Source organism: Guyparkeria sp., from assembly GCF_046540515.1.
In the GTDB taxonomy this organism is placed as follows: Bacteria; Pseudomonadota; Gammaproteobacteria; order Halothiobacillales; family Halothiobacillaceae; genus Guyparkeria.
The window spans coordinates 1-11384 of the sequence record NZ_JBKHFB010000059.1 but is presented as its reverse complement, the minus strand read 5'-3'; the positions used below and the strand labels follow the sequence as shown (position 1 = coordinate 11384).

The 11384-nt window shown below is 67.9% G+C and carries 13 protein-coding genes; all 13 read right to left on the bottom strand.

Annotated features, from left to right (window positions below; translation table 11 throughout):
- Nucleotides 1-722: S-methyl-5'-thioinosine phosphorylase (locus ACLFRM_RS07505; protein WP_410755118.1), on the bottom strand; the 722-nt coding region annotated here is incomplete at its 3' end.
- A gap of 36 nt (nucleotides 723-758) precedes the next feature.
- Complete coding sequence (locus ACLFRM_RS07500; RefSeq protein ID WP_410755117.1) at nucleotides 759-1334, bottom strand: hypoxanthine-guanine phosphoribosyltransferase; 576 nt, start codon at nucleotides 1332-1334, stop codon at nucleotides 759-761.
- A 22-nt stretch (nucleotides 1335-1356) separates the two neighbouring features.
- Entirely contained in the window at nucleotides 1357-2418 is a 1062-nt protein-coding gene (nagZ, locus tag ACLFRM_RS07495) for a beta-N-acetylhexosaminidase (RefSeq protein ID WP_410755116.1), read from the bottom strand.
- 17 nt (nucleotides 2419-2435) lie between these two features.
- Nucleotides 2436-3425 (bottom strand): PDC sensor domain-containing protein, encoded by a 990-nt coding sequence (locus ACLFRM_RS07490; RefSeq protein ID WP_410755115.1) that lies wholly within the window; start codon nucleotides 3423-3425, stop codon nucleotides 2436-2438.
- A gap of 411 nt (nucleotides 3426-3836) precedes the next feature.
- Complete coding sequence (locus ACLFRM_RS07485; RefSeq protein WP_410755114.1) at nucleotides 3837-4571, bottom strand: dienelactone hydrolase family protein; 735 nt, start codon at nucleotides 4569-4571, stop codon at nucleotides 3837-3839.
- Between the two features lie 92 nt (nucleotides 4572-4663).
- Complete coding sequence (locus tag ACLFRM_RS07480) at nucleotides 4664-5365, bottom strand: electron transport complex subunit E (RefSeq protein ID WP_410755113.1); 702 nt, start codon at nucleotides 5363-5365, stop codon at nucleotides 4664-4666.
- Nucleotides 5358-6095, bottom strand: a complete 738-nt coding sequence (locus tag ACLFRM_RS07475; protein ID WP_410755112.1) for an RnfABCDGE type electron transport complex subunit G — start codon at nucleotides 6093-6095, stop codon at nucleotides 5358-5360. Before ACLFRM_RS07475 ends, ACLFRM_RS07480 begins: the two co-directional genes overlap by 8 nt.
- A 1-nt stretch (nucleotide 6096) precedes the next feature.
- Complete coding sequence (locus ACLFRM_RS07470; RefSeq protein WP_410755111.1) at nucleotides 6097-7146, bottom strand: RnfABCDGE type electron transport complex subunit D; 1050 nt, start codon at nucleotides 7144-7146, stop codon at nucleotides 6097-6099.
- The gene (gene rsxC / locus ACLFRM_RS07465; RefSeq protein WP_410755110.1) at nucleotides 7143-8891 is read right to left on the bottom strand and encodes an electron transport complex subunit RsxC; all 1749 of its coding nucleotides are present in this window, start codon (nucleotides 8889-8891) and stop codon (nucleotides 7143-7145) included. Before rsxC ends, ACLFRM_RS07470 begins: the two co-directional genes overlap by 4 nt.
- Entirely contained in the window at nucleotides 8884-9474 is a 591-nt protein-coding gene (gene rsxB, locus ACLFRM_RS07460) for an electron transport complex subunit RsxB (protein WP_410755109.1), read from the bottom strand. The genes rsxC and rsxB overlap by 8 nt, the downstream gene beginning before the upstream one ends.
- Nucleotides 9474-10055, bottom strand: coding sequence for an electron transport complex subunit RsxA (gene rsxA / locus ACLFRM_RS07455; protein WP_410755108.1), 582 nt, complete (start codon nucleotides 10053-10055; stop codon nucleotides 9474-9476). The genes rsxB and rsxA overlap by 1 nt, the downstream gene beginning before the upstream one ends.
- 157 nt (nucleotides 10056-10212) lie before the next feature.
- The gene (dnaQ, locus tag ACLFRM_RS07450; protein ID WP_410755107.1) at nucleotides 10213-10926 is read right to left on the bottom strand and encodes a DNA polymerase III subunit epsilon; all 714 of its coding nucleotides are present in this window, start codon (nucleotides 10924-10926) and stop codon (nucleotides 10213-10215) included.
- Nucleotides 10923-11384 (bottom strand): YaiI/YqxD family protein (locus ACLFRM_RS07445; protein ID WP_410755106.1); only part of this gene is annotated, 462 nt, incomplete at its 5' end. The genes ACLFRM_RS07445 and dnaQ, both read right to left, overlap by 4 nt.

The window sequence follows — 11384 nt, the reverse complement described above, 5'->3', positions numbered from 1 at the left end:
TCCTTGAGCACGCGGCGCACCTGACGCATCGAGGTCGACAACGTCTTCTCGATCTCCTTCATCGAGACGGTTTCGCCGTCATGCACACCGGCCGCCCAGTTTGCCACCACGTTGAGACTCGCGTAGTCGATGCCCGCCTCGCGGGCGAGTACGGCCTCGGGCATGCCGGTCATGCCGACCACGTCACAGCCATCTTGCTTCAACCGGCGGATCTCGGCAGCCGTCTCGAGCCGCGGCCCCTGGGTCGCCCCGTAGGTACCGCCGTCGATCATCGGCAGGTCGAGGGCCTCCCCGGCCGAAAGGAAGGCCCGACGCAGGGATGAGTTGTAGGGGTAGGTGAAATCGACGTGGGTGACCGAGTCGAGATCTCCCTCGTAGTACGTCGAGGGACGCCCCCAGGTGTAATCGATCAGCTGGTCGGGCACCACCAGCGAACCGGGGCCCATGTCGGGGTGGATGCCGCCGACGGCGGCCACGGCGAGGATGCGACTCACGTTGAGCTCGCGCAGCGCCCAGATGTTCGCCCGGTAGTTGATCTGGTGCGGCGGGATGCGGTGGTTGTATCCATGCCGGGGCAGGAACACCACATCGCAGCCCTGCATGCGACCGATGGTCACCGGGCCGGATGGCTCGCCGAAACGCGTGGGCACCACCTGATGACGCACCTCGTCGATGCCCTCGATCTGGGACAGCCCCGTCCCGCCGATGATTGCCAGATGCACGTCGGTCCTCCCGTCGATATCGGAATGGCTGCCGGACTACCCGCCTTCCGGAAGGGCGTGAATGCCGGACAGATTGCGAAAGTGGCCATGGTAGTCCATGCCCTCGCCGAAGATATAGCGATCCGGCACGGGCATGCCACGGAAATCCGGCTCGAGCCCTGACACCTTGCGGTCGTGCTGCTTGTCGGTCGCCACGGCGATCCATACCCGTGCCGCCCCGGCGTCGAGGCACCACTCGCGCACGGCAGCGAGCGTGTAACCCTCGTCGAGGATGTCGTCGATCAGCAGCACCTGGCGACCGGCAAGCTCGATATCCGGCTGGGCCAGCCACTTCAAGGCCCCCCCGGAGGTCGCGCCGCGATAGCGGCTGGCATGCAGGTAGGAAAGCTCCAGCGGAAAGTTCAGGCGCGGCACGATCTGCCCCGCGCTGACCAGCCCGCCGTTCATCACCGCCAGCACCACCGGCAGATGCCCGGCAAGCTGCCGATTGATCTCGCCGGCGAGCCGGTCGTAGGTCGCCTGCATCTCGTCGGGCGAGACCAGCAGGTCGCAGCGGCTCAGCAGGGCCTCGAGTTCATCGGACTGCTCGCGCAGCGAGTCGCTAGTTTGCATGGATTGCTCCGTTTGGCGGGAATCAGGCACGGTCGGGGAACAGGTCCGGCTCCTCGATGCCCAACCGTTCGATCCATTGACGCGCCTCGGCGTAACGAGGCGAGTGGGTCAGCTTCGATCCGCTGGGCACCGGACCGTGCCCGAACATCCGCGCCAGTCGCGCCTCGCGCTGGGCACTGGGTGCGAATTCAAGCGAGTTCTGCACCCGATCGACCAGCTCTGGGTGGTTGCAGATCAGCGCCATATCGACGCCGGCGGCCAGGCACTGGGCCACCCGCTCCTCGATCTCGCCCACCGCGGAGGCGGCCGCCATGGTGAGATCGTCGCTGAACACCGCACCCTCGTAGCCCCACTGTCGGCGCAGGATCTCGCGCACCCAGACCGGCGAGAACCCGGCCGGCCTCGCATCCACCTCCGGGTAGACCACGTGCGAGACCATCAGGCCGGGGATCAGTCGCTCGGCCATCGCCTTGAACGGTCGCAGGTCGGTCTTCTCGATGGTGGCGAGCGGACGGGGGTCGACAGGATGAGCGACATGCGAGTCCGCCGCCACGGCGCCGTGGCCGGGATAGTGCTTGCCCACGGCGGCCATGCCGGCTTCACGCATGCCGCCGGTCCAGGCGATCGCCAGCGCGATCACCGCCTCGGGACGCTCGTCGAAGGCCCGGTCGCCGATCACCCCGCTGATGCCGCGGTCGAGGTCGAGCACGGGCGCGAAGCTCAGGTCCACCCCGACCTCGCGCAACTGCACCGCCATCAACCAGCCCAGCGACCGGGCTGCCTCGAGGCCGGCCTGGCGGTCCGCTTCGAACAGCTTGCCGATGCGTCCCATCGCCGGCAGGGCAACAAAGCCGTCGCCACGAAAGCGCTGCACGCGACCACCCTCCTGGTCGACGGCGATCAGCAGATGCGGCCGGCGGATCACCCGGATCTCGGCGACGAGTTCGGCGAGCTGCTCATGCCCCTCGAAGTGCCGGGCGAACAGGATCACCCCGCCGGTGGAGGGGTGCTGCAACCGCCGCCGGTCGGCCGGTGTGATTTCCGGGCCGGCCAGGTCGATCATCAGGGGGCCGAGTGCGGTCATGTCGTCTCTCGTGGGCCTTAGTGGTCTTCCGGATCGCGACCATCGCACATGCGTCGGCCGCGGCCATTGTTGCCAAGCAAGGCCTTCTCCGCGAGTGCGCCCAGGTATACGTACAGGCCCAGACCGATCAGCAGGGCCGCGGCGGCGAACACCATCAGGGTGGCGACCGCACCCTGGTCGGAATAGCCCATCGACACCTTGAACATGGTGAGCAGCCCCTCGATCAGGATGGCGACCAGTATGGCGGCGACAAAGCGCGTCATGGTTCGCCTGACAGTACTGTGGCGATGAACGTCCTTCTCCATCAGCACCTCCTCCTCGAAGACCGTCTTGGCCAGATCGAAGATCGCCATGGCGAGGGTGAGCACGACGATCACCTCGAATGGCTTGAGCTGCAACTCGGAGGCCCAGCCCGGCTCCATCAGCGCATGCACCAGCTCGCTCATGCTGCTGTAGAAGAGCACTCCGGCCACCAGCATCATGGCGGCGGCGAACAGGCCGTACAGGGCGCGGAAGAACGGCTCCATGCGCCGGCGCAGCGTGTCGCCGAGCAGGAAGCTGATCATCGCCTCCAGGTCCACGTCGAGGACCAGATACCCCACTCGGCCCTCGTGCTCGATCTGCAGGGTCGCGGAAATGCACAGATCCCGCGAGGCCGAGGACAGATACGGCTCGGTCAGGTGAACGTATTCCCCTTCACGGAAGAACTTGAAGTAGGGTCGTTGACTGCGGTCGGTACCCTTGCCTCGCCCCATCGCCCGATTGACGTGCCCGGTCTCGTCGGCCCCGTATTCGGCGATCTGTACCCCGTCCTCGTCGAGCAGGTAGACCAGGTCCACGAACGGGTAGAGGTCGATGAGCTTCTCGGTCACCGAATGCAGGGCCGCCTGATCGGTGAGCAGGCGCGGCTCGCCGATGCCGGTGATGATCGACTCGATCAGTTCGCGAATCGAGCGGGATTGCTCGTGGTAGCGATCGATGACGCTGATGTAGTTGGCCGAATGCATGGTGTCCCTGGTTAGCGAAAGTAGTGGGTTGGTCGCCGCCCACGGCGCAGTTTAACCCGAGCGGCCGGCCCCGCGAGGGGAGTTCGTCACGAAAGGGATTCTCCACCGCCCGCCTGGTCGGCGAAAAAAAGAGGCGCCCACGAGGGGCGCCCAGCAAGGAGGAGTCAAAGAGCACCAAACGGGGCACGCCGGAACCGATGAAGAAAAGACGTGTCGTGTTGGCAAATTCCTTGAAGCGAGAAGCGTGCCAGCTGTTTGTCACGCCGGGATGGCATGGGGACAACCGCAACGTGACGCCGTTTCCCGGTTGCCGTCGGGCACCATCAAGCGCCGGCGCTGACGCCGCGGCGACACGCCCCCCGCCTCCTCGTGGTGCAACGATGGCAGCGGTGCCCCAGCGTGGCTCGCCGCTCAGCCGAGCTTGTCGGCAAAGAACCCCAGGGTCTTCGTAAACGAATCTCGGTCGGCAGCCTCGTCGTAGGACAACGGCAGGCCGAACTTCTCGGCCTTCTCGTCGGCACCCGGGTTGGTGAAGGCATGACTGACTCCCGGATAGCGGGTGACGTGCACCTCGGCGCCGGCCGCCCGCATCTCCTCGGCGACCTGCTCGACTTCCTGCGGGTCGGCCATCGGATCGTCCTCGCCGGTGAATATCCAGGTCGGCGTGTCGACCCGCCCGGCGACCGGTGCCAGCCCGCCGATACCTGCATGGAAGGTTGCGAGCGCATCGTGGCGCACACCTTGCCGGGCCATGCTCAGACCCACCGCGCCGCCGAAGCAGTAACCGATCGCGCCGAGGCGCTCGGCATCGACGCGATCATGGCGCTTGATCGCCTCGATCGCGAGCCGGTAGCGGGTCATCAAGGCATCGAAGTCCGCCAGCGCCGCGTTCATCAGTTCGGTGGCCTCGCCGGCATCCTCGGTGACGCGACCATCGCCATAGAGGTCGATGGCAAAGCCCACGTAACCGGCCTCTGCCATGTCCCGAGCGCGCCTCTCCATGTAGGCGGTCCGCCCCCAGAACTCGGGCACCACCAGCACGGCCGGCCGGTGCCCGGCGGCGTTGGCATCGTAGGCGACCAGTCCCTTCATGGTCAGGTCGTCGGAGCGGTATTCGAGTTCCTCGGTCTTGATCTCGGCGGCCATGCAGCTCTCCTCGGTTGATGGGCAAGCAACCCCGCGCCGCGCGTTCGCCGCGGGGAGCAAAGGATGAGTCTTAGCAGTTCGCCCGCGAAATGTCAGCCGACAGGATCGGCGGCCGGCTCACCACTGCGCGCGGCCTGGGCGGCGCGGGCGCGCCGTGCCGAACGCTGGTCGACTGCCTGCTTGAAGGCCACCAGCAGGGCCAGGCCGATGAAGGCGCCCGGCGGCATCAGCGCCAGGAGGAAGGTCATCTGCTCGGGCAGCACGCGCAGGCCCCAGTCGGCAGCGACGGGGCCGAACAGCTGATCGGCTCCGTCGAGCAGGGTGCCGAACCCGATCAGCTCGCGCATGGCCCCGAGTGCCACCAGCACCAGCCCGAAGCCCATCCCCATCATCAGCCCGTCGAACATCGACACCCCGAAACCGTGCCGCGAGGCGAAGCCTTCGGCCCGGGCGATGATGATGCAGTTGGTCACGATCAGCGGAATGAAGATACCGAGGGTGTTGTAGAGCTCGTGGAAGTGGGCGTTCATGGTCAGCTCGATGATGGTGACCACCGAGGCGATCACCATCACGTAGACCGGCAGACGCACCTCGGGGCGCACCCAGTCGCGGATCAGGGAAACCACGCCGTTGGAGACCAGCAGCGTGACCAGCGTGGCGATCGCCAGCCCCAGCGCGTTGACCGTGGTGTTGGAGATCGCCAGCAGCGGGCACAGGCCGAGCACCTGCACCAGGGCGGGATTGTTCTTCCACAGCCCGTCCAGGGCCAGGTCGGACAGACGCGGATCACTCATGCTCGTCTTCCCCCTCCGGTGGCAACGATTTCAGATCGAAGAGCTGGCGACGATGACGCTCGGCGTATTCCAGCGCCTGCCTGACCGCACCGACCACCGCGCGCGGCGATACCGTCGCCCCGGTGAACTGGTCGAACACCCCGCCGTCCTTCTGCACCGCCCAGTCCTCGGCCGACGGGTCACCCAGCCGGCGCCCGGCAAAATCGTGGATCCAGTCTGTCTTGTCCGCCTTGATCTTGTCACCCAGCCCCGGGGTCTCGTTCTGTACCAGCACGCGCACGCCGGTGACCTCGCCATTGGGCCGAATTCCCACCAGCAAGCGGATATCGCCACTGTAGCCGCGATGCGTGACCACCGGGATGGCCACCGCCACCACCTCGCCATCCTCACGGGCGCGGAAACCCAGCTGACCGGCACGCATCGCCCGCTCGCGCGACTCGCCGGCAGGCGAGGCGGGCATGAGCCCCTCGGCATCCGGCTCGATCACCGGCTCGCCCAGGTTGAGCGATTCCGGCTCGGGCAGCAGGAAGGCATCCTCGGCCGGGTTGTTGTCGTGCGGCTCGCCGGACAGCACGGCCATGATCTGGCCGAGCAGCACGGCCTGGCGATTGATCTCGATCTGGTCGGCGGTCTTCTGCTGGGTGTAGGCGACGAAGCCCACGCCAAGGCCGAAGAAGACGGCCAGGATCACCGCGGTGATCACCACACGACGCAGTTCCAGGTTGATCACGTCAGTGCCCCTCCGGGCGAGCATCCGCCCGGCCCTTGCGACCGAAGACCGGCGGCTGGGTGTAGTAGTCGATCAGGGGCACGGCCAGGTTCATCAACAGGATGGCGAAGGCCACCCCGTCGGGGTAGTTGCCGAAGCTGCGGATCAGCACCGCCAGCACGCCGATGCCGAAACCGAACACCAGCCGACCACGCGGCGTGGTCGAGGCCGTCACCGGGTCGGTTGCGACGAACAGCGCGCCGAAGATCACTCCGCCGCTGACCAGGTGGAACAGCGGATCGGCGAACCGCTCCGGATCGATGCCCCACAGCAGGGCGGCGGTCGCCAGCACCCCGGCGACCATCGCCACCGGAATGTGCCAGCGGATCGCCCCGCGATAGAGCATCCACGCCCCGCCGGCGAGAAAGGCGAGGTTCAGCCACACCGACCAGGCCCCGCCCTGCCAGATCGAGGCGCCCGCGCCGGCGATGTCACCTCCCTGGGTGGCCACCATCCGCCACTGGTCCAGCGGGGTGGCCTGGCTCAGGGCGTCGAACCCTGTCGCGCCGGGCAGCAGACCGAAGAAGGTCCACTGGGCCGCCTCGGCCAGCGACAGGCTCGCCGCCCCACCCTCGACCGGCGCGCCCCAGCGGGTCATCGCCTCGGGAAAGGACACCAGCATCACCACGTAGCCGACCATGGCGGGGTTGAACAGGTTGTAGCCGATACCGCCGTAGAGCTGCTTGGCGACCACCACCGCGAAGACCGCCCCGACCACCGGCAGCCACCACGGCGCGAGATTCGGCAGGCACAGCGCGAGTATCCAGCCGGTAATCAAGACCGACCGGTCGGTCAGCGCCGGCCGGAACGGGCGTGCCCGCAGCCACAGCATCAGGGCCTCGGCCAGCCAGGCGGCACCCACCGCCAGGGCGACGTTGAACAGCACGCCCCAGCCCAGCAGCCAGACCGCGACGATCGTGCCCGGCACCAGGGCCCAGAGCACCACGGTCATCATGTCGGCGACGTTCGAGCGTGCCTCGACGTGCGGCGAGGTCTGGACCGGGAACTTCATGACGACCCTCCCGGGCGGTCGGGGGAATCGCTCGCCCCGGCATCCTTCGCCGTGTCCGTCTCGGACTGCACCTGCTGGGCGCGCGCCTTGCGCTCCTTAGCCCGGGCGCGGGCCGCCTCGATGCTCAGCGCGGCGGCGGACTTGCCCTCACCGGCCGATGACGTCGCCGCGGGCGCACCGTCGCCGGTCTTCGCCCTGGCGGGGGATTCGCCGGTCTTGTCGCCCGCCTTGTCATCCTGCTTCGCCGCCTTTTCCTGCGCGGCCTTGATCGCGGCGCGCTTTTTCGCCAGCGCGGCCTCGCGCTCGGCCTTCTGGCGCTCGATGCGCTCGTTGTGGAACTCGAACCGTCGACGGGCGTGCTCGGCCTTGGCGCGCTCGCGCTCGGCCGACCAGATCTCGGTCTTGGCGTGACGGAAGTACTGCACCAGCGGGATGTGCGACGGGCAGACCGCCGAGCACACGCCGCACTCGATGCAGTCGAACAGGTGGTACTCGTGGCTGCGCTCGAACTGCTGGGCACGGGCATACCAGTAGAGCTGCTGCGGCAGCAGATCCGCCGGGCAGGCCTCCGAGCAGCGCGAGCAGCGGATGCATGGCTGGGGCGGCGGGGTCGGGTCGCGATCGACCGGTCGCATGGCGAGCAGGCAGTTGGTCGCCTTGACCACCGGCACGGCATCGTCGTGCAGGGCGAATCCCATCATCGGCCCGCCCATCAGCAGCCGGTCGACCCCCTCGGTGTAGCCGCCGGCCGCCTCGATCACCTCGGCCATCGGCGTGCCGATACGCACCCGGACGTTCCGGGGCTCGGCCACCCCGCCGCCGGTCACCGTCACCACCCGCTCGGTCAGCGCCCGACCCTCGACCACCGCGCGCCAGCTGTTTGCCACGGTGCCGACGTTCAGGCATAGCAGTCGGTAGTCGGTGACATGCCGGTTGCGCGGCACCTCGATGCCGGTGAGCGTGCGGATCAGCTGTTTCTCGCCACCGGCCGGGTAGATACTGGGCACCACCCTGATGGCAAAGCGGTCCTCGCCCTCCTCGGCCGCCAGCCGGTCGATCACCGCCTGCAGTGCCGCGACCGCCCCTGGCTTGTTGTCCTCGATGCCGATCAGGCACCGCGAGGCGCCGACGGCGTGCAGCATCATCTGCCCGCCCCGGATGATCGTCTCGGGATCCTCCTGCATCAGCCGGTCGTCGCAGGAGATGTAGGGCTCGCATTCGGCGCCGTTGAGCACCAGGGTCTCGACCCCACCGGGGTTGGCGGTCGCGAGCTTCACGGCGGTGGGGAACACGGCCCCGCCCAGACCGACGATACCGGCCTCGCGCAGTCGCGACCGGATCTCGACCGGGCTCTTGTCACTGTAGTCGGGCCAGGGGTCGAAGGGCTCGGCCTCGCGGTCCTCGCCGTCGGCGGCGAGCACGATGCTCTGCGCCGAGAGCCCGCCGGGATGCGGCAGGCCACGTGGCTCGATCGCCTTGATCGTGCCGGAGGTCGGGGCGTGGATGGCCGCGGAGATGAAGTCGTCCGGGCGGGCGAGCAGCTGGCCGCGACGGACGCGCTCGCCGACCGACACGACCGGGATGGCCGGCGCGCCGATGTGCATGTGCAGCGGCAGGACGTACTCGTCGACCAGCGGCATCTCGCCGATGGGACGCTCGCAGGCCGGCGCCTTGTGGTACTCGAGATCCAGCCCGCCGTGAAAGCCGTGCAGCCCCGGGGAGATCGTGGCGCGCGCCTCAGGCATGGGCCAGACCCTCGCTGCGGGCCTCCGGGCCACGTGTGGGCACCGGATGGGCGGATTCGGGCATCGGGAAGCGATAGGCCTCCACGCCCTCCTCGACCGGCACCATGTCGATGCAGTCGACCGGGCAGGGGTCGACGCAGAGCTCGCAGCCGGTGCATTCGTCCTCGATCACGGTATGCATCTGCTTGGCAGCACCGAGAATCGCGTCGACCGGGCAGGCCTGGATGCACTTGGTACAGCCGATGCAGACCTCCTCGTCGATCACGGCGAGCTTCTTGACCTCCTGGACCTCGAGTTCGTCGTCCAGCGGCTTGAATTCCACGTCGAGCAGATCGGCGAGGTTGCGGATCGTCGCCTCGCCGCCCGGCGGGCAGCGGTTGATGTCCGCCTCGCCCTTGGCCATCGCCTCGGCGTACGGCTTGCAGCCCGGGTAACCGCACTGGCCGCACTGGGTCTGCGGCAGCAACTCGTCGATGCGCTCGGCGAGCGGGTTGCCCTCGACCCGGAAGAACTGCGCGGCCAGGCCCAGCAGCACGCCGAAGAAGATCGCGAGTCCGACGGCAAGAAGAATCGCCAACCACATCAGACGGTCACCATCCCGGCAAAGCCCATGAAACCCAGCGCCATCAGCCCGGCGGTGACCAGGGCGATGGGCACGCCCTCGAAGGCCGCCGGCACGTCGGCGGCCGCCAGGCGCTCACGCAGGGCGGAGAACAGGATCAGCACCATCGAGAAGCCCACCGAGGCCCCGAAGCCGTACAGCGCCGACTCGATGAAGCTGTTGGCCTGCTGGACGTTGAGCAGCGCCACGCCCAGCACGGCGCAGTTGGTGGTGATCAGCGGCAGGTAGATGCCCAGCACGTTGTGCAACAGCGGGCTGGTCTTGCGCACCATCATCTCGGTGAAGTTGACCACCACCGCGATCACCACGATGAACATGATCGTGCGCAGGTATTCCAGCCCCAGCGGCACCAGCAGCCATGCGTGCGTGACGTAGCTGGCGATCGCCGAGAGCGTCAGCACGAAGGTGGTCGCCAACGACATGCCGATGGCGGTCTCGACCTTGTTGGACACCCCGAGAAACGGGCACAGGCCGAGGAACTTCACCAGCACGAAGTTGTTGACCAGGATGGTGCTGATCAGGATGAGGATGTATTCCGTCAAGGCCACCTACCGGAGTGATGCGAAACCGCGGCGCGCGAATGGTAGCAGGGAAGTACCGGCGCCGACGAACCGATATGTTCAAGCATACCATTCGGCCGTTCAAGCACCGAGGCATCCCGGTCGGGCACAAGGGCCACGTGCCGGGGCTGGCCCACCGTCAACCGGACGGACGCGGCCAGTCGAAGCCCTCGTCGGCCTTTCTCAGCCGCGCGACCCAGTCGGCGTGGGCCTCGGCCGCCTCGGGCTCCGGGGCGATCACGCGCAGGCGCGGCCGGTCGCTCGGGATCGTGCCCAGCGCGGCCTGCCCCCCGGTCGCCGTCTCCGCCGGGTTGTCGAAGGACAGGTCCCACTGCCCGCCGGTCAGGGCCAGATAGACGTCGGCGAGGATCTCCGAATCGAGCAGGGCCCCGTGCAGCGTGCGCTCGGAGTTGTCGATCTGGTAGCGGCGGCAGAGCGCGTCCAGGCTGTTGCGCTGCCCCGGGTGCTTCTCGCGGGCGATGGCCAGCGAGTCGGTGACCCGATCGACGTGCTCGGCCAGGGGCGGGTAGCCGAGACGCTTGAGCTCGGCGTCGAGAAAGCCGACGTCGAACGCGGCGTTGTGGATGACCAGCTCCGCGCCACGGACGTACTCGAGGAACTCGTCGGCCACTTCGGCAAAGCGCGGCTTGCTCTCGAGGAAGTCATTGGAGAGGCCGTGGACGGCGAAGGCCCCGGCATCCACCGCTCGCTCGGGGTTGAGGTACTGGTGGTAGTTGCGATGCGTCAGGCGCCGCTCGACCAGTTCGACCGCGCCGATCTCGATCAGCCGGTGGCCTTCTTCGACGGGCATGCCCGTGGTCTCGGTATCCAGGACGATCTGTCGCAGTGTCATGCGTTTCTCTCGCGTTCGAATCGATTCAGCCAGCGCTCCAGCGCGGCGGCGAAAACCTGCTTGTCCTTCGGCCCGAGCGGCGGCGGTCCGCCGGTGGCCACCCCGCTCTCGCGCAGGGTCTGCATGAACTCGCGCTGGACCTGCCGACCGCGGATGGACTCGTTGGAAAACGCCTCGCCGCGCGGGCCGATCACGGCCACGCCCTTGGCGAGCGCGTCGGCGGCCAGCTCGATGTCCGCGGAGATCACCAGATCTCCGGGCTCGGCGGCCTCGACGATGGCATTGTCCGCGACATCGAAGCCCGGTGCCACCTGCATGAAACGCACCCGCTTCGAGCGCGGCACGGCGATGGCGTGATTGGCCACCAGCACCACGTCCACACCGACGCGGTCGGCGGCGCGAAAGAGCATCTGCTTGATGGGGACGGGGCAGGCGTCGGCGTCGACCCAGATGGTCAT

What these genes read in the sequence shown, in the direction of transcription:
- ACLFRM_RS07500 (WP_410755117.1), bottom strand. Translation starts at nt 1,334, where the DNA reads ATGCAAACTAGCGACTCGCTGCGCGAGCAGTCCGATGAACTCGAGGCC.
- nagZ (WP_410755116.1), bottom strand. Translation starts at nt 2,418, where the DNA reads ATGACCGCACTCGGCCCCCTGATGATCGACCTGGCCGGCCCGGAAATC.
- ACLFRM_RS07490 (WP_410755115.1), bottom strand. Translation starts at nt 3,425, where the DNA reads ATGCATTCGGCCAACTACATCAGCGTCATCGATCGCTACCACGAGCAA.
- ACLFRM_RS07485 (WP_410755114.1), bottom strand. Translation starts at nt 4,571, where the DNA reads ATGGCCGCCGAGATCAAGACCGAGGAACTCGAATACCGCTCCGACGAC.
- ACLFRM_RS07480 (WP_410755113.1), bottom strand. Translation starts at nt 5,365, where the DNA reads ATGAGTGATCCGCGTCTGTCCGACCTGGCCCTGGACGGGCTGTGGAAG.
- ACLFRM_RS07470 (WP_410755111.1), bottom strand. Translation starts at nt 7,146, where the DNA reads ATGAAGTTCCCGGTCCAGACCTCGCCGCACGTCGAGGCACGCTCGAAC.
- rsxC (WP_410755110.1), bottom strand. Translation starts at nt 8,891, where the DNA reads ATGCCTGAGGCGCGCGCCACGATCTCCCCGGGGCTGCACGGCTTTCAC.
- rsxB (WP_410755109.1), bottom strand. Translation starts at nt 9,474, where the DNA reads ATGTGGTTGGCGATTCTTCTTGCCGTCGGACTCGCGATCTTCTTCGGC.
- dnaQ (WP_410755107.1), bottom strand. Translation starts at nt 10,926, where the DNA reads ATGACACTGCGACAGATCGTCCTGGATACCGAGACCACGGGCATGCCC.